Consider the following 22,965-nt stretch of genomic DNA (forward strand, 5'->3'; position numbering starts at 1 on the left):
TTATTTTCAAATTATCAAACAAAATCAGACTGCTTTTAGAGACAAGTCCATATTATAAACAGAGTGTGTCAAGGCACCCGAAGAAATATAATCTACACCACAATTAGCATATTCTCGTATGGTTTTTTCATTAATATTACCTGAAGATTCTGTTAAACATTTATTTCCGATCATCTGAACAGCAGTACGAGTGTCTTCAAAATTAAAATTATCAATTAAGATGCGGTACACTCCTTCTGTTTGTAAAATTTCTTCGATTTCGGTCAGATTGCGAGCCTCTACAATAATCTTTAAATCTAAATTATGATCTGATAAGTATTTTTTAGTTTTAGTTATTGCTGAAGTAATACCTCCCGCAAAATCAATATGGTTGTCTTTTAGCATAATCATATCATAAAGAGCAAAACGATGATTTTCACCTCCTCCTATTTTTACGGCCCATTTTTCACAAGCTCTAAAACCTGGAGTAGTTTTTCTGGTGTCTAAAACTTTTGTTTGAGTTCCTTCTAATAACTGTACATAATAATTTGTTTTTGTAGCTATTGCACTCATACGCTGCATAGAGTTAAGGACTAATCGTTCTGCTTTTAAGATAGATTGCGAACTCCCTGAAACATATAAAACAACATCCCCAAATTGAACTGGAGTTCCGTCTTGAATTAAAACTTCTACCTCTAAATCTTGATCTACGTAATTAAAAATCATTTTGGCAAACTCTACTCCTGCAATAATGCCTTTATCTTTTACCAACAACTTTGCTTTACCAACTTCGGAAACAGGAATACACGCCAAAGAACTATAATCACCCGGTCCTATATCTTCCTTTACTCCTTTAGCTATTATATCTATAAGTTCCTCTTGAAACTGTTTTTCTGAAATCATATTAATCTGCATTAAAGAGGCTAAAAATAATCTAATTTTAGCAAAAAATAAATTAAAAATTCATCTTTCCTTTCTAAATCAAAACAACGCATCTATCCAAATCATTTATTTTCAAACAGTTAATTTAAGTTTTATTTTTTTACTTTTTCTCAAAACATTTTATTTAAAGTTCTTATTTGGTATTCAACAAAAGTTTTCAAATTGGTATTATTTTTCAAAATCATTAATTAAGCTATTGATCGCTATGAATTTCTTTTTATTTATAAAAATTTCTATTTATAGATTTTTACAAAGTTTAAAGTATATTAGCTTCATGAAAAAATATCTTTTAAAAATTCTTCTATTTTTTGTAATATTAAATTCTCATTCACAATACATAAATGTAAATGATCAGTATACTGCTAATGATTTAGTGACTATTTTTTTAGGGGGCGTAACTTGTGGTAATGTATCTAATGTTTCCATACATGGTGGCGAAAATTATGGAAATCCAAGTATTGGTTATTTTGATAATAATAACAGTTCTTTTCCTTTACAAAATGGTATTATTTTGAGTACAGGAAAAGTTGTAAATACTGTAGGTCCTAATGTAGGTAACTTATCTGATGGGGCTATACTTTGGCAAGGAGACAATGATTTAATGCAAGCACTGGGTATAAGTAACACATACAATGCTTCTGTATTAGAGTTTGATTATATTCCTTTTACCAACAAAATTTCTTTTGATTATATTTTTGCTTCAGAACAATATCTTGCAAACCCATCTCCTAATCAATGTGGTTATACGGATGGATTTGCCTTTTTAATAAAACCTAATAACAGTAATCAAAGTTATCAAAATATTGCTTTAGTACCTGGGACAAATACCCCTGTAACAGTGCAAAATATTAGAGGTTCTGGAACAATTTGCCCTAAAAGTAATGAAGAATATTTCGACAGGTTTAATGGATTTGATTCCCCTATTGCGTTTAATGGTCAAACTAAAGTTTTAAAAGCTCAATCTAATGTTATAGCGGGCAACTCTTATCATATTAAACTAGTAATTGCTGATCAAGGCAATGAAAAATATGATTCGGCTATTTTTTTGGGAGGAGGTACTTTTCAAAGCGAAACTTTTTTAGGAAATAATCATACTATAACTTCTCAAAATCCTTATTGCGCAGGAGAAATGGTAGAATTAGACGCATTGCAATATGGAACTAACAATACTTATACTTGGTATAAAAATAATATAAATACTGGAATCCATACTCCCAAATACCTAATTACAGATAATGCGAATACTAATGAAGTTGAATATCGAGTTGAAGTACTTATTAATGGAACTTGTGTTTCTAAAGGAAATGTTACTGTGCAATTTATAAATATTCCTTCTTTAACACCTCAAAATTTAATAGAATGTGATTTTGATAAAGATGGTAAAGGATATTATGATTTAACAAAATTGCATCAAGTATTAACTCTTAACAATCCTAATTATAAAGTTGTTTTTTCTGAAAATTCAAATGGAACACCTATCAATGATCCAACACGTTATCTGTCTTCTCCCAAAACTATTTTTGCTAAAGTAAGTAATGGCTATTGTTCAAATGAAACAACTGTAAATCTTCAGCTTTCCACCATTAGCCCTATTAATAAAAGTTATACTAAATGTGATCATGACGAAAAAATAGATGGTTTTACTAATTTTATTCTAGATCAAGAGCTAATTGATAACATTATTTTACCTCTTACGAACTATACAAAAATAAGTTTTTACAAAAGCGCAAGTGATGCTGAAAAAAAACTTTTACCTCTGACGAATACTTTTAATAATACAATAAAAAATGAACAAAAAATTTATGCTCGAATAGATCAAAATAATTCATGTCACAACATTATTGAAATAACTTTAAAAGTAAATTATATCAATCCAGATATTGTAAAAGATAGTCATCTTATAATTTGTAAAGGAGAAGCATTAACAATTGAAGCCCCTAAAAATTTCACACATTACCTTTGGAATACACTAGAAAACACCAATAGCATTATAATACATCAAAAAGGGATCTACACAGTTGAAATAATAGATTCTCAAGGGTGCAAAGCTTTAAAAAAATACTTTGTTCAAGAGTCAGCACCTGCTACTAATATAAATACAGTAATCACTGAATTTTCTAACACCAATTCATTAGAAATTTTTTATACTTCTAATGGTGGTGATTATGAATTTTCTATAGACGGAGTTAAATATCAAAACTCTAATTTATTTACTAATCTTGAACAAGGAGAATATCATATTTCAATTAGGGATAAAAATGGATGTGAACCAACACCTTATCAAACAGTTTATTTGTTAGATTATCCTAAATCTTTTACTCCTAATTATGATGGATACAACGATACATGGTATATAAAAGATTCTAATTTTAGAAATACTATTGAAAAAATAGAAATTTTTGATCGTTATGGTAAACTATTAAAACAATTAAATTCTAACCAATCATGGGATGGGACTTATTTAGGAAATAATTTACCAGCAGACGATTATTGGTTTAGTATTAAGTTTTATAACAATAAAACTATTAAAAATCATTTTAGCCTTAAACGATAAATAATTAGCTTTGTGGGTTTTTTATTCAATCTCAATGAAGGCAAAATTTTTAATATTATTTCAATTACTTACATTTACGGTAGTCGCTCAATTTAGCAAAACGCATTATTTACCCCCTGTTTCTTCTGGCGAGATAACTGCTGGTGAACAATATATGTATATTTCAACACCGAGTACATCACCTGTTAGTTTTAACATTACAGCATTAGGAGGTAACGTTATAACTGGAACTGTTACAAGAAATTCACCTTATATCCATAGAATAGGTTATGGTAATAATACCCAAGCTCATGTAAGTTCTTCTTTTGCGCATACCATTCTTAAAAATAAAGGTTATATAATTGAAGCACAAGACTTAGTGGCTGTTTCTATAAGAATACGATCAGAAAACAGTTATCATGCTAGTTCTATCGTTTCAAAAGGGATTGCTGCATTGGGTAAGGAATTTAGATTAGGTGCATTTTTAAACGATCATGTACCTACTTATGATAACTCTCATTATACATTTGCTTCGATTCTTGCTACTGAAAATAATACTCGAATTAAATTTAGCAACATAAAACCTAATACAAGATTAATTAATAATAACGAAGGAAACACTCCCAGTGACATAATTTTAAATAATGGTGAAAGTTTTGTTATTGCCCTAAAAGGATCTAGTTTTCAACCTCGCAATGCTCTTATAGGTGCATTAATATCAGCCGATAAACCCATTACAGTCAATAGTGGCTCATTTGCGGGTTCTAACGGAGATTCTCAAAACTTAGATATGGGCTTTGACCAAATTGTATCAGCTGAAACAATTAATAAAATTGCACCTGAAATTATTAATGGAACAACACCTAATCCTACAGAATATATATTTATAAAAAGTGACGGATGGGATCTTGCCGAAAGGATATTATTAATTGCACATAAAGATGATACTCAAATTTATTTAAATGGTAGCAATACTGCTGATTATATTTTAAATTCAGGAGAATATGTAACAATAGATGGTTCTCAATTTTCATTAAATAATAATCTATATGTAAAATCCACCAAAAACCTTTTCGCTTATCAATCTGTAGGCTCTCTAAAAGAATATAATGATAATAGTAGTAAAGATTTTGCTAATCAAGAAATGTTCTTTGTTCCCCCATTAAGTTGTCAAACCCCAGATAATATAAATAATATTCCATTTATTGATAACCTTGGCAATTATCAGTTTAATGGTCGGATTACAATAGTAACCAAAGCAGGTGCAATTTTAACCTTTAATATAAATGGTATTGATTATGACCTAAAAAATCTCCCTAGTAAGGAAATATCAGGTCCTAATCCTGTTAATGGTAATACAAATTATGTTACCTACACAATAAAAAACTTAACAGGCAATCTAGCTGTTTTTTCAACAGACGAGTTATATATAGCTGCTTATGGTAATAATGGAGCCGCTACATTTGGAGGATATTATTCTGGTTTTACCTTCAAACCCGAAATTGCTTTAGAAAAAGTATCTTTATCCGCTGATAATTGTATTCCAAATATTAAACTAGCAATAAGCACTGCCTCTTCGTTTGATACTTTCCAATGGTATGATCAAGACGGGCCTATTTTAGGCGCTAACACAAATACTTATATACCAACTAAACCTGGATATTATAAAGTAAAAGCAAGTATCTCTACTTGTGGTATTTTTTCTCCATTAGAATCTGATAATATTCCTGTTAGTAATTGTCCTGATAACAATAATGGTTTAATTAACGACAACATTGATATTGATTTAGATAATGATGGTATTTTAAATTGTACAGAATCTTACGGAAATCAAGCTATCAACACAAACCTTAACACTGGTGTTATTCCTTTTAGTTCAACAAATTACATTACTCAAACAATTATTGATGGCAATAGAACCACTACACCATTAATAGGTAATGCAAATGGCACTATCATAACTGAAGTTCAAAAAGGAAAACAAAATAGTGTAACGTATCAAATACAATTTGATCAACCTACGAGTATTGAATTAAAATACCCCAACAATATTCAAGTGAACGAATCTCTAAATGGAGATACAGAATATATAATCAACAGTGATATTAACAGAACTTTAACTGTTTTAAATCCAGATAATCAAATTTTAATTGATACCAACTTTGATGGAATTTTTGAAAATGGCGTAAAACAATTTTCTTCTTTTGAAATTCGTTTTAGACGCAATAGTACTACACCTTTACAATCAGGCTCAGGAACTTTTAAAATAGCAGGAAAAAATATTAATATATTAAAAATCAAACATAAAAATTTATCTGATTCAGTTTCAGCCAAATCCAGTTTAAATTTAGAGGCCTCTTGTGTTTCCAAAGATTCTGATGGTGACACAATTCCTGATAAAGAAGATATAGATAGTGATAATGATGGTATAAATGATCGTATAGAAGCGCAAAATAATACCCCAATAGCTATATCTAATACGGATACTAACCATAATGGATTAGACAATGCTTTTGAACCTGGATTAATACCAGTTGATAACGATAAAGATGGTGTTCCTGATTATCTTGATTTAGATTCGGATAACGATGGAATCTTAGATTCCGAAGAAAAAGAAATAGATTTTGATAACGATGGAATGAGTAACTATCGTGACTTAGACGCTGATAATGATTTATGTTTTGATGTAAAAGAGGCTGGATTTATTGATGCTAATACAGATGGCATATTAGGTAATATCACTCCTCCACAAGTAGATAACAAAGGAAAAGTTATAGGCTTTATAGGATATACAAAACCCAATACGATTTACTTACAATCTGCTCCTATAAGTATAACAGATCAGCCAAAACCAGGTAAAGGATGTCTTTTAGAAAAAACTAAGATTTCTTTAACATCAAACGCTGATACTTTTCAATGGCAAATCTCTACCGATAATGGTGTTAATTGGAATAATTTATCAAATACAAGTAATTATTCTGGGGTTAATACTCCTGAACTAGAAATAAAAAATTTATCTAACGCAATGACAAATCATTTATTTAGAGTTAAATTAAATCGTTTAGGCAATGCGTGTGATTCTTTTTCTAATAATATAGGATTAATCATATATCCTCTTCCAATATTAAAAAGCAATCAAAGATTAATTCAATGTACTAACTCAACAAATGGTCTTGCTCTATTTAATTTAGATAAAGTTCAAAGTTTAATTTCTGATAATTATGCTAATGAAACTTTTAGTTACTTCCATACACAAGCAGGCGCAATTACAAACAACGCAAATGACCAAATAAAAAATCACGAAACTTACACAAATCAAGCACAATCATTAGAAATTATTTGGGCTAGAGTACTCAATTCCAACAATTGTTTTAGTGTAATTCCTTTTGAAATTTATGTATCAACAGCACAAGCCTCTTTTCTTATACCTGAAGATATCATCATAACTTGTGATGATTATGTAGATGCAAATCATGATGATTATGACGGAATAACAACATTTGATTTATCTAAAAATTATAATGGTATAATATCACAATTTAATAATCCTGATATAGAAGTATATTTTTACAGAAATGAAAATGACTATTATCAACAATTTTCAAATGGTAAATCATTAGCTATTGATAAAAATAATTTTACTAACTTTAGAAATACAAATAAAGGAGGCGATAAAATATGGGTTCGAGTAGAAAATAAAATAACAAAAGCTTGTTTAGGAATACCTCTACAATTCGAATTAAAAGTAGAAGCTAAACCAAATATTGACACTAACATTTCAGGCTTATCAAACACCTATATATGTACTGACGACCCTGATTTTAATATTACTTTACAATCTGGACTTCCAATAGGAAGTGATCATCAAAATTTTTCTTACGAATGGTCAAAAGATGGCGTTACAATTCCTTTTAATACAGAATCTATTTCTGTAAATCAAATAGGTACTTATAAAGTAAAAGTCATTAATAAAACACCATCTGCTTGTTTTAGAGAAAGAACTATCAATGTAACAGAATCTAATACAGCTATACTTAACAATAATCTTATTATTCAAGATTTAGTTGATAATAACTCTGTTAGTATAAATGTGTCTGGTAATGGCAAATATGTTTTTGCATTAGATCATATAAATGCTCCTACTCAAAAAATAGGTTATTTTGACAATTTAATACCTGGCGTACACAAAATATATGTTATTGATTTAAATGGTTGCAAAACATTAGAAGTTTCATTTTCTATTTTAGGTTTTCCTGCCTTTTTTACTCCAAATGGTGATGGATACAATGATTACTGGAATGTAATAGGAGCTGATTCTATATTTAATTCTGATGCCAAAATTTTAATCTTTGACCGTTTTGGAAAATTATTAAAAGAAATTTCTCCTTCACAGTCTGGATGGGATGGCACTTATTTAGGCAAACCTCTTCCAGCAGATGACTATTGGTTTACAACTCAATTAAAAGACGGTAGAATTAGTAAAGGTCATTTTTCTATTAAAAGATAAATAAACATTGAAAATAACAATCTTTCTAACCCTCATAAGTAAAAAATTTGTGAGGGTTTTATTTTATATCACAATATTTATGTACACTTATATAAATCGTATATCCTAAAATTCTACAATAAAAAATTTCCGTCTATCATCATTTTTCTCCTTTTTCTTCCTCACCACAAAATCCAATGTATAATCTGAGTTAAAACAAACTCAATATTAATTCCAATTTTATATATTAATAAAAAAATGACTTTACAATGGTAATCATTAAACCCCAAAACACATAAATTAATCAAATACAATCAGTTACAAAATAATCAAAAAAAACATACTCTAAAACTGTAACAATTCATAAAAACTACCAACTAATGGGGAGTATGAATACTGAATTAGAAAAATCATTTGTGAATCAACTAAAAAATAACCAAAATTTGGTTCACAAAATTTGTAGACTTTATACCCAAAATGAAGAAGAACACAACGATTTATTTCAAGAAATTACAATCCAATTATGGAAAGCTTATCCTCAGTTTAGAGGCGATTCTAAATTTTCAACTTGGGCTTATCGAGTAGCTCTTAATACCGCTATTACTTTATATAGAAAATCTTCTAAATCAATTCATACAATTGAATTTGAAACAAGTAGGCATTTTGTATTACAAGAAGAATATAATTACCAAGAAGAAGAAAATCTAAAATTACTCTACAAGGCTGTATATCAACTTAGTGATATAGAAAAAGCACTTGTATTCATGTATTTAGAGGACAAAGACTATAATGAAATTTCTGAAACGCTAGGTATAAGCGAAGTAAATGCAAGAGTAAAAATGAATCGTATCAAAACAAAGTTAAAACAAATAATTAATCCGTAACGATAGAAGGAAAAATGGAAGAATTGGATTTATTAAAGAAAAATTGGAATAATACTAATAATTTTCCAAAAATGACCGAAGAAAATATTTATGCTATGTTACATAAAAATTCATCATCAGCAGTCAAATGGATTTTTATTATCAGTGTTATTGAGTTTTTATTAGGTATTATATTAAGTTTTTCATTTTCTTTAAATAAAAACAGTAAAGAAGATCTTTTTTTAGAAAAAATACATCTACCTGAAATTTATTTAAATATTATCACTGGTATTTCTTATGTGATTATACTGTATTTCATCTATAATTTTTATATATCATATAAAAAAATAGAAGTACTCAACTCTACAAAACAATTAATGAAAAATATTTTTATTGTTAGACAAATTGTTAAAAGATATATTGTTTTTAACCTCAGTCTTTTTGCTATAATACATTCTTATCTATTTGGGTATGGTGTATATATAGGTATATCAGATGAATTCAAATATTCGGAAAATCAAGTAAGTGAATATACTATTTTAATAATTTCTATTTTGATATCTATTTTATTAACGGGCTTAATGATTGCGATCTTTTTATTAATCTATAATTTCTTATACGGCAGATTATTGCGTAAACTAAAGAGAAATTACCTTGAATTAGAAAAGATAAGCTAACAAAGTTTTATGGAATTAATTTCCAAAAAGATAGTTTAAATTTAGTTTATGACTTCCTTATTTTAAATATCTAGGAAGCTTAATTTTTAGAGACCTCCTAGATATATTTATTTAAAAATAGCAACAAAATATTATACTAATTTATTAGTTACTAAATATTCTGCTATTTGCACTGCATTAGTAGCTGCACCTTTTCTTAAATTATCAGCTACAATCCATAAATTAAGGGTATTGGGCTGACTTTCATCACGACGAATTCTTCCTACAAAAACATCATTTTTACCTTCTGCATACAAAGGCATTGGAAACGTAAAAGTATCTATATTATCTTGTACAGTTACCCCTGACATTTCGTGTAGAATAGCGCGAACCTCTGAAACTTCAAAATCTTTTTTAAATTCAACGTTTACAGCTTCACTATGTCCTCCTACTACAGGAACCCTTACAGCAGTAGCTGTAACAGCAATTGTTTTGTCTTCTAGTATCTTTTGAGTTTCACGAACTAATTTCATTTCTTCTTTCGTATAACCATTTTCCTCGAAAACATCACATTGTGGGATTAGATTACGATGAATTGGATATTTGTAAGCCATTTCTTCTTTTATTCCAGCATATTCATTTTCTAATTGTCTTACCGCTTTAACCCCCGTCCCTGTAATAGACTGATAAGTAGAAACAATAACACGTTTTATATCATATTTTTTATGTAAAGGAGACAGTACCATTACCATTTGAATAGTCGAACAATTAGGATTAGCAATAATCTTATCTTCCTTGGTAAGAATAGCTGCATTAATTTCAGGAACTATTAACTTTTTTGTAGGATCCATACGCCAAGCAGATGAATTATCAATAACTGTTGTTCCAACCGCTGCAAACTGAGGTGCCCATTCTTTAGAAGTTTCTCCACCTGCAGAAAAAATAGCAATTTCGGGTTTCATTTCAACCGCTGTTTGCATACCTACTACTTTATACAATTTTCCCTTAAATTCTATATCTTTTCCAATTGATTTTTCAGAAGCCACAGGAATTAATTCTGTGATTGGAAAATTACGTTCTGCTAAAACTTGTAGCATTACCTCTCCTACCATACCGGTAGCACCTACAACAGCTATTTTCATTGTCTTGTGTATGTTTAATTTTTGCAGAACAAATGTACATAATATTTATTTTCAAACTATTTAGAACTCTTATTTTATAAGAAATTCTTAACATTAAAAAAGATAAATAGCATATTCTTGCATTTACATTTTTTTCAAATTTTAAAAATAAAAATACCTGATTAAATCTACTATAAAAAAATAGAAAAAAACAATTATAAGAATTGCTTATTGAATATATTTCGAAGTATTTTTGTAATCAAGGCATTAAATAAAAACATAATGAAAATTATTATATCTCCTGCAAAATCTTTAGATTTTGAAAAAAAATTACCTATTGATCAATTTACACAACCCTCTTTTTTAAATAAGTCAGAAGAAATAATTAAAGTATTAAAACAATTAACACCAAATGATTTATCTAATCTAATGAAAATATCACCTGCACTAGGAGAATTAAATTGGCAAAGAAATCAAGAATTTAAAATTCCCTTTACGCCTAAAAATGCTCGTCCCGCAGTGTATGCTTTTAACGGAGATGTCTACCAAGGATTAGATGCCTATAGTATATCAGAACAAAAAATAGATCAATTACAAAGTAAACTCCGTATACTTTCGGGACAATACGGCTTATTAAAACCATTAGATCTCATTCAACCTTATCGTTTAGAAATGGGAACAAAGTTAGCTATAGGTAATAAAAAAAATCTTTATGAATATTGGAAAGAAACCTTAACAGATAGTTTAAATCAGGAATTAGAAAATAACGATATTTTGATTAATCTTGCTAGTCACGAGTATTCTTCTGTCATTAATTTTAAAAAAATAAAAGTTCCTGTTATTGCACCTGAATTCAAAGATTATAAAAATGGTCAATTAAAAATAATCTCTTTTTTTGCCAAAAAAGCTAGAGGACTTATGGTTCGTTATATTATTGAAAACAATATTGAAACATTAGAAGATTTAAAAAGTTTTAATTACGAAAGATATTCATTTGACGCATCTCTCTCTACACATACTAAATTAGTATTTACAAGATAAACTAATAAAATGAATCTTTATATATAAAAAGAGGCTGTCCAAAAAATAATAAATCAACATGCAGTTTGTCACTCTGACATAAGGAGGATCTCATAATCAACATTATGTAATTTCTCCTTTTGGTCGAAATGAAAGATTGCAAATTTTTTGGACAGTTTCTTTTCTTTTATATTTTTTAACTATTGAATTTAATTCTTTTCATATTGCTTTGATTTTAGTATTTGAGAAACGGTTTGATAATTACTAATCGTTTCTTTTACCAATTGATTATCTATATCATTTTTAGTTATTTCATCATACATGATTTGAAATTCTTTTGATAAAACAGAAGGTTGTAAAACCAAATCAAATTGCTTCACTTTTTGCTTTGGTGAAATAATTGTAAGTATATTGTTTTTAATATACCCCAGATCTTGATATGTTGCTATAAATGCCCTTGGTTTGTAATCTATTGAATAAACATCTTGTCCATAAAATTTACTCGTATAACGAAAACCTAGCCTTCCAAATAAAGTAGGCATAATATCTATTTGAGACATTAATATTGGATTTATAGCTCCTTTTTTCATGGGTTCAAAAATCATAGCAGGTATACGATATTTATCCATAGGCAATTCTGTTTTTCCTGCACTTGATGCACAATGATCCGCAATGATTACGAAAATAGTATTCTTATACCAAGTTTGTTTTTTTGCCATATTAAAAAATTGACGCAAGGCATAATCAGTATATTTTACACCTCCTTCACGTGATTTTGCGTCATTAGGAATGTCTATTTTATTAGCAGGATAAGTAAAAGGTCTATGATTACTTACAGTCATCCAATGATTAAAAAAAGGTTTCCCTGTTTTAGCTTCTGCATTCATTACTTGAATAGCTTTTTTAGCCATATCTTCATCACAAACTCCCCAAACATTGGAAAAAGTTATTTCATTAGGTTTAAACGTTTTTTTATCTACTATTTCATATCCATTTCCTCCAAAAAAATCTTCCATATTATCAAAATAAGCATCTCCCCCATAAAGATATTTTACCGTATATCCTTTTTGTTTAAAGATACTTCCTGTAGAAAACTTATTCTTGTTGTCTTTTCTCTTTACTATACTTTCACCTGGTGATGGAGGAAGACATAATGTAACTGCCTCTAAGCCTCTTATTGTTCTATTTCCAACCGCATATAAATTGGTAAACTGTGTACTTTGAGTAGCCAAACTATCTAAAAAAGGAGTTACGTTAAGCTGATTTCCATAACATTTCATAAAATCAGCACTCAAACTTTCAATAGTTATTAAAACCACATTCTTCTTAGTTTCTGGTAATCTAGAAACAATTAATCTTTCAGATGTTTTATTTTCTAAATTACCTAATTGTTCTTTCAATAAAGTAAATGCTTCTTCTTCTGGAATAGTTTTATAAAATTTTTGATAATCTAATTCACTATTCATAAATGCTAAGTAAAAACGATAAAGACCACTTGCCTGCAACTCGTTAGCAAAAACATTTGAAGAAGTTTCTTGTTTAGCTAGAATAGGAATTAAAAAAAAACTTACTATTATTAAACCAATATAAGCAATAGTTGATTTTACTTTATCCTGAAAAGAAGGCAGATTTTTTAAAAACACCTCTGAGGTTTTTACTATTTTATAAGTAAAAAATGCCGTAATTAATCCAACTCCTGTAAATAAAGGAATTATAGGATACGATTCCATTATATTCTTGATTACTTCGTTTGTATAAACTAAGTAATCAACTGCAATAAAATTATAACGTACACCAAATTCATTCCAAAAGAAAAATTCGCTCACCGTATTTTGTACTATAATTAGCACCACTAAAAATACCGTTATTGAAAATAAAATAGTTCGAATTTGTTTTCTATAAGTAGGCATAAAAAGCATTAATCCAAAAAACAAAGTCTTAAGAGCTACAAAACTTATACCTATTTCGGGTAAAACACCCCCATATTCATTTAAAATCGTATTACCAAAACTTACATATAATAAAAGAGTGCAAAAGGAAACAAAAATAATATAGCCCCAAGGCTTTTCATATTTAGTATTCGATAAAAATAATAAATAGAGCCATAATAAACCAGAAGCCATAATAAAAACAAAAAAATCAGAAATAAATCCTGTTAGAAAAATCTTACCTAATTCTTTCCAACTAAAACTAGTAGTGGTAATAGGATGAAATAAGAGCACAATTCTTAAAATAAAGTTACTAAGTAAAAATAGACTCAACAACTGTTTGTAGGGCGATTTTTTTTCAAAAAAATTCATTGCATTTTAAATTTTAGCAAAATTAACTATTAAATTTGGCATACTATAAAATTTATACGATGAATTCTGTACATTTACATTTATTAGTTAACCATTTCCCAATCATTGGAGTATTCTTTGGTATCGCTATTTTAGTTTATGGAATTTTTAGAAAAAACGCTTTAGTTTTAAATATAGCTTATACTATTTTTATTTTTTCTATGATAATGGGCAAAATCTCAATGATAACAGGAGATAAAGCAGAACATTTTTTAGAGAAAACAAATAATTTCCCCCACGTTTTAATAGAATTTCATGAAGAAAAAGCAGAAATTTTTATGAAAACAGTATACCTTTTAGGTTCTATTTCTATAATAGGAATAATTACTAATAAAAAAAAACACCCTAAAGCTCAATTCTTAGCTTTTTTAATATTACTCATAGCAGGTACAAGTATATTTTTTTCACAACCAGTAGGTACTTCTGGAGGCAGGATTCATCATAATGAAATTCGTAAAAATTAAAATATAGTTTTAAAAATAATACAACTTCCTCTCCCCTATTTTCTTATCATTTATTTTTTTACATCATCTTATTTGATATAAAACCACTTTCCTTTTTTTACACCTTATCAAATCCTAAAGAGCTGATTTTTTATTTATTATGGTTTTCATTAATTCTAAAATATTTAAAATAAGAATTGAATAAAATCTGATCAAAATCATAAACTAAAGAATAAATCATATTCAAAATTCCAAACACTATTATCTAATAAATTTTAAAATAATCTTTATTTTAAATAAAAAATAAATGAACGTTCATTTATTTTTTGTAATTTTGTCTTCTTGAATTTAAGCAAATATGATCATCAAAGTAAACTAAATCCAAATATGACAGAACAAGAATTAATATTAGATATTCAATCTATTCTTCAAGAAAAAATGAAAAAAGATTATGTCGAGGGAAAAACAAAAAGAGACGCACATCCTAGATGTTTAGCCTTATTAAAAGCTAATTTTAAAATAATGAAAAATTTACCTAATAATTTGCAAATAGGAATTTTTCAACCTGGAAAGATTTATAAATCTTTTATTAGAATATCAAATGCAAGTGGAAAAGTACAATCAGATAAAGTAAAAGATTTCAGAGGTTTTGCTATTAAACTCATTGAAGTAGAAGGAAAACGTTTTGACTCAACAGAAAGCCATACACAAGATTTTTTGATGATATCTCTTCCTACAATGCCCCTTGGTACCGTAAAACTTTTTAGAGATGCCGTATATTATGCAGTAAAATGGAATCCTTTTATTTTAGCAATGAAAATGATGTTCACTGGCAATGGAAAAGCCCTAAAAGAACTTAATAATGCCAAAAAAAATGAACCTAGCCCTTTGGATTTAACATACTGGAGTACAACACCTTATATGTATGGAAATCAACAAATAAAATTCAAAATTGTACCTACCTCTGCTACAAAAAGTGAATTACCTCAAGTTATTACTGATAACTATCTAACCGAAAATATGGTAAATCATTTACAAAAAGACATTGCTAAATTTGATTTTTACATTCAGCCTTTTACTGACGAAAAAAATACACCAATAGAAAACGCAGGAATTGAGTGGAATAGTTCTTTTATAAAAGTTGCAGAAATAGAAATTCCAATTCAAAATTTTAACACAGAAGAGCATTTTGATTTTGCTGAACAATTATCTTTTTCTCCTTCTAATTCATTAGAAGAACATAAACCAATTGGAGGAATAAACCGTGCGAGAATAGAAATTTATAATGCGTTATCTAAGTTTCGCCATCAACGTAATAATAAACCAATAATAGAACCTACTTTAAATGATTTTAACACCAAATAATAATCACTCAAACAATGAATAATTTTAAATCAATCAGTTTTATAGTATTGCGTTATTTACTAGCAATATTTATGACAAATGCTGGTATTCAGCATTTTACAAAACCTAATTTTTACGTTCCTTTTGTTCCTGATTTTTTACCTTTCAAAAATTTTATAATATCAGGATCAGGAATTTTAGAAATAGGTTTAGGAGTATTATTAGTATTCAAAAATAATCTAGCAAAATATGCTGGATTAGGAATATTCTTCTTAATGCTACTATTTTTACCTATACACATAAAAGATGTATTGGTAGAAAATCCTTCTATAGGATCTCATAAACTAGCTATCATCCGTTTACCTATCCAATTTATTTTTTTAGCTTGGTCATGGTTTATTTGGAAATATTTAGACAAACAAAAAGAAACTTTTAAAAACAATTAATAATATAGAACATGAAACGAAAACATATTTATCTTTTATTGAGTATTTTAGGAATTTGTTATACTTGGTTTTTCAATATTCAATATTTCCAAACAGCAATAGATCCTTCTCTTCTAAATTTTTTCAAAGATGCCAAATGTAGTCTTCCTGCTCAATCATTAGAGGCTGATTTAAAAGTTGTTGTCCTTACCTTTTTTATTTTCTATATTCCTGATGCTATACGATTGAAGATTAAATATTGGTGGACTTTAATCCCTCTTACATTTTTAATTGCCGTAGCTTTTACTTTTCCTTTTTATCTATTTCTAAGAGAATTAAAACTTGAAAAAGAAAAAATTTAATTATAAGAAAATCGTTTTTTATAAATAAATCTAAGTAAAAACACTTGTTGCACAACTATAAAATTATGTCATAATACAATTTTTCAAAGTTGTGCAACTATCATAACAACAATTCTATCATTACATTATCTATCAATCGTCATTGTTTAAAAAACAAGAAAATACAATATAACAAAATGAAAAAAACAGCCATTATACTTGGAGCAACAGGACTTACAGGAAGCTATTTGTTAGATTTGTTATTAATGAGTGAAGAATATGAAAAAGTTAAAATATTTACCCGAAAAACAACAGGTAAAAAACATCCAAAACTAGAAGAATTTATAGGTGATATACTTTCTTTGGAAAATTTTTCTAAAGATTTCAAAGCAGATGAGGTTTTCTGTTGCATTGGTACCACAAAAGCTCAAACACCTAATAAAGATCAATATTACGCTATTGATTATGGTATTCCTGTTAGCGCAGCTAAATTGTGTGAACAAAATCAGATTTCTACTCTTAGTGTAATTTCTGCTATTGGCTCAAATCCAAAATCTTCTGTTTTTTATAGCCAGACTAAAGGCAAAATGGAAGAAAGTGTTTTAAAACATAATATTCCTAACATACTTGTTTACAGACCTTCTTTAATTTACGGAGAAAGAAAAGACAAACGTCTTGCTGAAAACATAGCCACTATATTAATCAACGGATTACAGTTTCTTCTTATAGGTAAAATGAAAAAATACCGTGCTATCACAGGTAAAGAGTTAGCTAACACTTTGTTTTTAGGCGTAAAAAAAACAGGACATCAAATTATTGAAAGAAACACTTTTCATATAATTTGAAAGTAAAAAATGGTATCTCTATATAATACTAAACAAACTTTTTAAAACATTTTAATCCTTATCAAGAAGTATTTTATTTCATAATTTTCAAGTTTACTGAATCATTTTTAGATATAAAATTATTATCAACAGCAACTCTCACTCAAAAATATCTTATTTTTACTACCTTTGATAATTAATTTAAATGTACGATGAAAGTTTCCGTAGCTCTATGTACTTATAATGGTGAAAAATTCCTAAATGAGCAAATTAACTCAATACTCAAACAAACAAAAGAAGTTAATGAAATAATCATTTGTGACGACTGCTCTACTGATCAGACCATGGACATTTTAAAAGAATACCAATTAAAATATCCTAATATTTTTAAAATTTTTAAAAACGAAACAAATCTTCGTAGCGTAAAAAATTTTGAAAAAGCAATCCAACTTTGTTCAGGAGATCTAATTTTTCTATCAGATCAAGACGACATTTGGTCTCCCAATAAAGTTTATGACTATATCCTTTTTTTTCAAAAAAATCCTAAAATAAGTGTTATAGCATCTAATGGTTATTGTATTGATGAAAATTCAAAATCTCATAAAAAATATGCTGTATGGGACATACCTCGATTCCTTGAAAATAAAGGTATTGAATTTAATTTTCACAGATTAATAAGTCTCTCGGGCAACATTGCCACAGGGGCTTCAATGGCTTTTAAAAAGGAAATAATACCCGATATAATTCCTTTTCCTACTATTCAAAACTTTCATCATGACGAATGGATCGCTATTATTTCCAGTTCAAAAAATCAATTCGCTTTTTTACACGACAAATATTTTTATTATAGAATCCATTCAAATCAACAAGTTGGCGGTGTCTTTTATAAAAAAAATAAGTCTCAAAAAACAATTCTTATTGATCTTTTTAATATAGACAATCCAGCAAGTAATTTTACAGGTTATAAAAGAAGGATTAAGAAAATAATTTCAAATTTCGAGCGTAATAGTTTACTGGAACAATCAAATCCTAAATATTCCTTTTTATTTGAGAAAAACAAAAAGGAATTAATCAATCTTTATCATTACAATAAGACTTTAATGAAGAATAAATTTCCTTTAAGATTTTTTTTATTGAAAATATCTGATAAAATTCTAAATAAAAGAAAATTTGACTACTAACGAAAGTCATTCTCTAAAAACTATTCAATACTAACAACCAACTAATTTTAATATCAGCATTTATTAGCTAAAAGGTACAATTTTAGAATTAATATTTATTTTGTTATTCTTTATTACTTTTTCAGATTCTATTAAATAAAAGCCATTTTTTTTAGATAGTAGATAAGAAATATTTAACAAGATGAATTATAATCAAAAATATAATTTTATTAAAACATATAAAAAATGATAAAAGTAAGTGTTTGTATGATTACCTATAATCATGAAAAATACATAAAACAAGCCATTGAAAGTATTTTAATGCAAAAAACTAACTTTGATTTTGAATTGATTATTTCAAATGATAATTCTAATGATACTACTCATAAAATTATTTTAGATCTTTTAGAAGAACATATTGACTCAAAAAAAATAAAATATTTACACAATAAAAAGAATCTAGGAATGATGCCTAATTTCATTCAAGCTATTCAAAATTGTAAAGGTGAATATATAGCACTTTGTGAAGGTGATGATTATTGGACTGATCCTGAAAAATTACAAAAACAAGTAGATTTTTTAGATACCAACAAAAATTTCGCAATATGTTTTCACCCTGTCAATATTGATTATCAAAATGAAATAATTGAAGATAATATTACAAAAAAAGTAAAAAATCACACTTCCATTTATGACTTAGCTTCTGGTAATTATATTCATACTTGCTCCGTATTATATAGAAATAATCTCTATAATAGTTTCCCTGAATATTTTTACTCTACACCTATTGGCGATTATTTTTTACATCTTTTGAATGCTCAATACGGGGATATTTATCGTTTAGAAGAAACAATGGGAAATTATAGAATCCATGATACTTCTTATTGGTCATCTAAGAAACAAAATGAAAGAGAAGCAATTTGGATTGAATTTTTGAAGAACATTAAACCTTCGTTTCCAAAAAAAATTCAAAAAATAATAGATAAACAAATAAAAACACATCAACCTAAAAAAGTAAGTTGGTTTAAAAAAACAAGAAGAGCTTTTAAAGATATTTTTTTTCAAAAAATTCAACTATCAAATTTGAAAAAAAAATATAATTTAATAATAGTAGATGACATTCTTCCATCTACCCTTTCACCATGGAGAAATTTAGAATATAATGAGCTAATTAAAAATTTTGATAATTCTATTATATATACAGATACCAGTACTTATGTTTCGTACTCACAAGGTAAAACCTTTAATGAAAATCTAAATTCGTTAGAAAAGCTATACCCTTTTGTTAAAAATAAAATAAAAAAGTTAAAGCGAACCTCAAATATGAATTGCAACCTTTTTTATACCATATTTTACAATAATATAAATAAGCATTTTGATTTTTTAGAAGCAAACAAAATCCCCTTTGCTTTTACCCTATATCCAGGAGGAGGCTTTGTAATAAATAATGAAGAAATTGATGAACGTCTAAAAAAAATATTTAGTTCTAAATTTTTCAAAGGTGTCATAGTAAATCAATACATAACAAAGGAATATCTCTTAAAAAAACGATTAATAGATCCTGAGAAAATAAAACTTATTTTTGGAGTTCCAATTTCAATTGAAAAAACCTCTACAAAAATTGAAAAACCAACAGAAAAGATAAATATTTTATTTTTTGCCAATAAGTATACAAAAAATGGAGAGGATAAAGGTTTCGATGATTTTCAATTAATAGCTAAAGAACTTATTTCTAAATCTACTAATTATAATTTCATCGTCATTGGCAACTTTAATTACAATGATTTAAAAATAAATGATCTACAAAATTATTTCGATTTTAAAGGTATTCTTGACGAAAAACTATTTAATGAAGAATTAAAAAAAACACATATAATAATTTCTCCTAATAAACCTTTTAAAATTGCAAAAGGAAGTTTTGATGGTTTTCCACTGGCAACATGTATAAGTGCATCTATTTATGAAAATGTATTAATACTTTCTGATTACTTCAATGAAGCTGAAAAAATAAATCTAATAGATGGGGTTGATTTTATAAAATTTGACTCTAATATAAATAAGGTAGTAAATGAAATAGAGTCATTAAAAACAGATCCTGAAAAAATGAATACTATAGCCCTTAATGGGAAAAATAAATTATTAAATTTGTATGATTTTAATAATCAAATCATACCTAGAATTAATTTTATAAAAAACATATTAAATTGATAAACGTCACTAAAACTTTTTTGCCTAATCAAGAAGAATATATCAACTATCTAAATCGTGCTTGGGAAAAAGTATGGTTAACTAATAGAGGAGAACTAACCATTGAATTAGAAAACAAGTTAAAGCATCATTTAGGAGTCAATAATATAATAATTACCAACAATGGAACCATCCCTCTTCAGATTGCTTTAAAAATTCTTGGAAATAATAGTGAAATTATTACTACCCCTTTTTCGTATGTAGCTACAACTTCTTCAATTATTTGGGAAAATTGCACTCCTGTTTTTGTTGATATACATCCAGAGTATTTGACAATTGATGAGAGCAAAATAGAAAACGCAATCACTCCGAAAACTACTGCTATTTTAGCTACTCATGTTTTTGGAAATCCATGTGAAGTAAAAAAAATAGATGAAATTGCAAAGAAACATGATCTTCATGTAATCTACGATGCAGCTCATGCCTTTGGTGTGAAATATGAAAATCAATCCATTTTTAATTTTGGAGACGTAAGTACCTGTAGTTTTCATGCAACAAAAATATTTCATACAGGAGAAGGAGGTGCCATGTTTTGTAATAATCATGAACTAAATCACAAACTTTTTTATAGTCATAATTTCGGTCATAATGGACCACTTGATTTCCATGGACTGGGTATAAATGCTAAAATTTCAGAATTGCAATCAGCTATGGGATTAGCCGTTTTTGATCATATTGATGAAATTTTTGAAGAACGCAAAAAAATAGTCGAATATTATGATATAAATTTGAATTTAAATAAACTACAAAGACTAAAAATTCGTAAAAACACTATTTGGAACTATAGCTATTACCCTATCATTTTTGATACAGAAAATACACTCCTTAAAGTTCAAAAAGAACTAAATAAAAAAAATATAATCCCTCGAAGGTATTTTTATCCATCATTAAACAAAATAAATTATATTAATGGTATAGAAATGCCTGTTTCAGAATCTATTGCCTCTAGAATTTTATGTCTTCCTTTATATGTAGGTCTAAAAGAAAATGAATTAAAATTAATTATATCAATAATCAATTCATTATGTTAATAGTAGGTGCCAAAGGTTTTGCAAAAGAAGTATTAGAAATCCTTCATCAAAACAATAGTCTTGAAAATGTTGTTTTTTTTGACAATGTAAATCCTGATATAGAAGGAAAGCTATACGGAATTTATCCAATTCTAAAAACTTTTGATGAAGCAAAAGATTTTTTTGAAACACAAACAAATAAATTTACAATTGGAATAGGAAATCCAATATTAAGAAAAAATCTCTATAAAAAATTTACTGAATTAGGTGGAGAATTTACTTCTACAATAAGCTCCTATTCACAAATTGGAAATTATGATGTTTCTATTGGAATAGGTAGCAACGTTTTAACCAATTCCATTTTTTCAAACTCTTCAAAAATAGGCAAAGGGTGTATTGTGTATTATGGAGTTACTATTACACATGATTGTGAAATAGGTAATTTTGTGGAACTTTCCCCTAACTCAACAATTTTAGGTAATGTTAAAATTGGAGACTATTCACAAATTGGGTCTAATGCTACTCTTTTACCCAAAATAACAATTGGGAAAAATGTTATAGTAGCTGCTGGATCAGTAGTCACTAAAGATATTCCTGATAATTGTATGGTTGCCGGCATACCAGCTGTTATAAAAAAAGAGATTCTCCCTTTAGATTTTTAAATTATGGACATCAACACCGAAATACACAACGCCTTTGAAGTTATTAAAGATGGAGGCATCATCCTATACCCTACCGATACCGTTTGGGGAATAGGCTGCGATGCTACCAATCCAGATGCTATTAAAAAAATTTATGCTCTAAAACAACGTGAAGAAAGTAAAAGCATGATTGTTTTAGTTAATGGCGAGCGTATGATTTACAATATTTTCAACAACTTACCCGAAGTGGCGTGGCAAATTTTAGATGTTTCTGAAAAACCTACTACTTTGGTATTAGACAATCCACGAAACGTAGCTCCTAATATTATTGCTGATGATAAAACTCTTGGAATGCGTGTGGTTACTGAACCTTTTTGTTTTAAGTTGATGGAACGCATGAAAAAACCGCTAGTTTCTACCTCTGCCAATATTTCAGGACAACCCACTCCTATTTCTTTTAAAGAAATTAGCCCCGAAATTATTAAAGGTGTAGACTATGTAGTAAATTTGCATCAAGAAAAGATTTGTAATAAACCTTCTACCATTATAAAAATAACAAATGATAGTCAGGTAAAAATTATTCGCAAGTAA

At 27.8% G+C, this 22,965-nt stretch carries 18 protein-coding genes; 15 read left to right on the forward strand and 3 right to left on the reverse strand.

Annotated elements, in window-relative coordinates:
* Positions 1 to 24: 24 nt before the first annotated feature.
* On the reverse strand, positions 25 to 882 hold the full coding sequence (nadC, locus tag AWN65_RS06300; RefSeq protein WP_060382387.1) for a carboxylating nicotinate-nucleotide diphosphorylase: 858 nt from the start codon (positions 880 to 882) through the stop codon (positions 25 to 27).
* Between the two features lie 313 nt (positions 883 to 1,195).
* Here nadC and AWN65_RS06305 point away from each other — a divergent pair, with 313 nt between their 5' ends.
* The 4 genes from AWN65_RS06305 (at position 1,196) to AWN65_RS06320 (ending at position 9,480) form a co-directional block, all read left to right on the forward strand.
* Complete coding sequence (locus AWN65_RS06305) at positions 1,196 to 3,475, forward strand: T9SS type B sorting domain-containing protein (RefSeq protein ID WP_060382388.1); 2,280 nt, start codon at positions 1,196 to 1,198, stop codon at positions 3,473 to 3,475.
* Between the two features lie 34 nt (positions 3,476 to 3,509).
* Entirely contained in the window at positions 3,510 to 7,961 is a 4,452-nt protein-coding gene (locus tag AWN65_RS06310) for a T9SS type B sorting domain-containing protein (RefSeq protein WP_060382389.1), read from the forward strand.
* A gap of 368 nt (positions 7,962 to 8,329) precedes the next feature.
* Positions 8,330 to 8,824, forward strand: coding sequence for an RNA polymerase sigma factor (locus tag AWN65_RS06315; RefSeq protein ID WP_060382390.1), 495 nt, complete (start codon positions 8,330 to 8,332; stop codon positions 8,822 to 8,824).
* A gap of 14 nt (positions 8,825 to 8,838) precedes the next feature.
* The gene (locus AWN65_RS06320) at positions 8,839 to 9,480 is read left to right on the forward strand and encodes a hypothetical protein (RefSeq protein WP_060382391.1); all 642 of its coding nucleotides are present in this window, start codon (positions 8,839 to 8,841) and stop codon (positions 9,478 to 9,480) included.
* 131 nt (positions 9,481 to 9,611) lie between these two features.
* Here the strand turns inward: AWN65_RS06320 and AWN65_RS06325 are convergent, their stop codons facing one another.
* Positions 9,612 to 10,601: an aspartate-semialdehyde dehydrogenase gene (locus tag AWN65_RS06325; RefSeq protein ID WP_060382392.1), complete on the reverse strand. Its 990-nt coding sequence runs from the start codon at positions 10,599 to 10,601 to the stop codon at positions 9,612 to 9,614.
* Positions 10,602 to 10,862: 261 nt separating this feature from the next.
* Between AWN65_RS06325 and yaaA the strand changes: the two genes are divergently transcribed.
* Positions 10,863 to 11,621 (forward strand): peroxide stress protein YaaA, encoded by a 759-nt coding sequence (gene yaaA / locus AWN65_RS06330; protein WP_060382393.1) that lies wholly within the window; start codon positions 10,863 to 10,865, stop codon positions 11,619 to 11,621.
* Positions 11,622 to 11,809: 188 nt separating this feature from the next.
* On the opposite strand, the gene AWN65_RS06335 is transcribed toward yaaA, so the two are convergent.
* On the reverse strand, positions 11,810 to 13,900 hold the full coding sequence (locus tag AWN65_RS06335; RefSeq protein ID WP_060382394.1) for an LTA synthase family protein: 2,091 nt from the start codon (positions 13,898 to 13,900) through the stop codon (positions 11,810 to 11,812).
* A 59-nt stretch (positions 13,901 to 13,959) separates the two neighbouring features.
* On the opposite strand from AWN65_RS06335, the gene AWN65_RS06340 reads away from it, so the two are divergent.
* The 10 genes from AWN65_RS06340 to AWN65_RS06385 all read left to right on the forward strand — a co-directional run bounded on the left by AWN65_RS06340 (position 13,960) and on the right by AWN65_RS06385 (position 22,965).
* A complete protein-coding gene (locus tag AWN65_RS06340) occupies positions 13,960 to 14,403 on the forward strand; it encodes a hypothetical protein (protein WP_060382395.1) in 444 nt (147 codons plus the stop codon).
* A gap of 366 nt (positions 14,404 to 14,769) precedes the next feature.
* Complete coding sequence (locus tag AWN65_RS06345; RefSeq protein WP_088466838.1) at positions 14,770 to 15,747, forward strand: catalase family protein; 978 nt, start codon at positions 14,770 to 14,772, stop codon at positions 15,745 to 15,747.
* A 14-nt stretch (positions 15,748 to 15,761) separates the two neighbouring features.
* Positions 15,762 to 16,172 carry a DoxX family protein gene (locus AWN65_RS06350; protein WP_063743843.1) on the forward strand — a complete coding sequence of 137 codons (411 nt, stop codon included), beginning with the start codon at positions 15,762 to 15,764 and terminating at the stop codon, positions 16,170 to 16,172.
* Between the two features lie 11 nt (positions 16,173 to 16,183).
* Complete coding sequence (locus AWN65_RS06355) at positions 16,184 to 16,513, forward strand: DUF2834 domain-containing protein (protein WP_060382397.1); 330 nt, start codon at positions 16,184 to 16,186, stop codon at positions 16,511 to 16,513.
* A gap of 176 nt (positions 16,514 to 16,689) precedes the next feature.
* On the forward strand, positions 16,690 to 17,337 hold the full coding sequence (locus AWN65_RS06360; protein WP_060382398.1) for an NAD-dependent epimerase/dehydratase family protein: 648 nt from the start codon (positions 16,690 to 16,692) through the stop codon (positions 17,335 to 17,337).
* Positions 17,338 to 17,528: 191 nt separating this feature from the next.
* A complete protein-coding gene (locus AWN65_RS06365) occupies positions 17,529 to 18,497 on the forward strand; it encodes a glycosyltransferase family 2 protein (protein WP_060382399.1) in 969 nt (322 codons plus the stop codon).
* A gap of 225 nt (positions 18,498 to 18,722) precedes the next feature.
* Entirely contained in the window at positions 18,723 to 20,684 is a 1,962-nt protein-coding gene (locus tag AWN65_RS06370) for a glycosyltransferase (RefSeq protein WP_060382400.1), read from the forward strand.
* Positions 20,681 to 21,754, forward strand: a complete 1,074-nt coding sequence (locus AWN65_RS06375; RefSeq protein ID WP_060382401.1) for a DegT/DnrJ/EryC1/StrS family aminotransferase — start codon at positions 20,681 to 20,683, stop codon at positions 21,752 to 21,754. Before AWN65_RS06370 ends, AWN65_RS06375 begins: the two co-directional genes overlap by 4 nt.
* A complete protein-coding gene (locus tag AWN65_RS06380; RefSeq protein ID WP_060382402.1) occupies positions 21,748 to 22,395 on the forward strand; it encodes an acetyltransferase in 648 nt (215 codons plus the stop codon). Before AWN65_RS06375 ends, AWN65_RS06380 begins: the two co-directional genes overlap by 7 nt.
* 3 nt (positions 22,396 to 22,398) lie before the next feature.
* Positions 22,399 to 22,965, forward strand: a complete 567-nt coding sequence (locus AWN65_RS06385) for an L-threonylcarbamoyladenylate synthase (RefSeq protein ID WP_060382403.1) — start codon at positions 22,399 to 22,401, stop codon at positions 22,963 to 22,965.

The organism is Flavobacterium covae, assembly GCF_001534645.1.
In the GTDB taxonomy this organism is placed as follows: domain Bacteria; phylum Bacteroidota; class Bacteroidia; order Flavobacteriales; family Flavobacteriaceae; genus Flavobacterium; species Flavobacterium covae.

What these genes read in the sequence shown, in the direction of transcription:
- yaaA (WP_060382393.1), top strand. Translation starts at nt 10,863, where the DNA reads ATGAAAATTATTATATCTCCTGCAAAATCTTTAGATTTTGAAAAAAAA.
- AWN65_RS06370 (WP_060382400.1), top strand. Translation starts at nt 18,723, where the DNA reads ATGATAAAAGTAAGTGTTTGTATGATTACCTATAATCATGAAAAATAC.
- AWN65_RS06360 (WP_060382398.1), top strand. Translation starts at nt 16,690, where the DNA reads ATGAAAAAAACAGCCATTATACTTGGAGCAACAGGACTTACAGGAAGC.
- AWN65_RS06365 (WP_060382399.1), top strand. Translation starts at nt 17,529, where the DNA reads ATGAAAGTTTCCGTAGCTCTATGTACTTATAATGGTGAAAAATTCCTA.
- AWN65_RS06310 (WP_060382389.1), top strand. Translation starts at nt 3,510, where the DNA reads ATGAAGGCAAAATTTTTAATATTATTTCAATTACTTACATTTACGGTA.
- AWN65_RS06335 (WP_060382394.1), bottom strand. Translation starts at nt 13,900, where the DNA reads ATGAATTTTTTTGAAAAAAAATCGCCCTACAAACAGTTGTTGAGTCTA.
- AWN65_RS06325 (WP_060382392.1), bottom strand. Translation starts at nt 10,601, where the DNA reads ATGAAAATAGCTGTTGTAGGTGCTACCGGTATGGTAGGAGAGGTAATG.
- AWN65_RS06355 (WP_060382397.1), top strand. Translation starts at nt 16,184, where the DNA reads ATGAAACGAAAACATATTTATCTTTTATTGAGTATTTTAGGAATTTGT.
- AWN65_RS06350 (WP_063743843.1), top strand. Translation starts at nt 15,762, where the DNA reads ATGAATAATTTTAAATCAATCAGTTTTATAGTATTGCGTTATTTACTA.
- nadC (WP_060382387.1), bottom strand. Translation starts at nt 882, where the DNA reads ATGATTTCAGAAAAACAGTTTCAAGAGGAACTTATAGATATAATAGCT.
- AWN65_RS06380 (WP_060382402.1), top strand. Translation starts at nt 21,748, where the DNA reads ATGTTAATAGTAGGTGCCAAAGGTTTTGCAAAAGAAGTATTAGAAATC.
- AWN65_RS06340 (WP_060382395.1), top strand. Translation starts at nt 13,960, where the DNA reads ATGAATTCTGTACATTTACATTTATTAGTTAACCATTTCCCAATCATT.
- AWN65_RS06315 (WP_060382390.1), top strand. Translation starts at nt 8,330, where the DNA reads ATGAATACTGAATTAGAAAAATCATTTGTGAATCAACTAAAAAATAAC.
- AWN65_RS06305 (WP_060382388.1), top strand. Translation starts at nt 1,196, where the DNA reads ATGAAAAAATATCTTTTAAAAATTCTTCTATTTTTTGTAATATTAAAT.
- AWN65_RS06385 (WP_060382403.1), top strand. Translation starts at nt 22,399, where the DNA reads ATGGACATCAACACCGAAATACACAACGCCTTTGAAGTTATTAAAGAT.
- AWN65_RS06345 (WP_088466838.1), top strand. Translation starts at nt 14,770, where the DNA reads ATGACAGAACAAGAATTAATATTAGATATTCAATCTATTCTTCAAGAA.
- AWN65_RS06320 (WP_060382391.1), top strand. Translation starts at nt 8,839, where the DNA reads ATGGAAGAATTGGATTTATTAAAGAAAAATTGGAATAATACTAATAAT.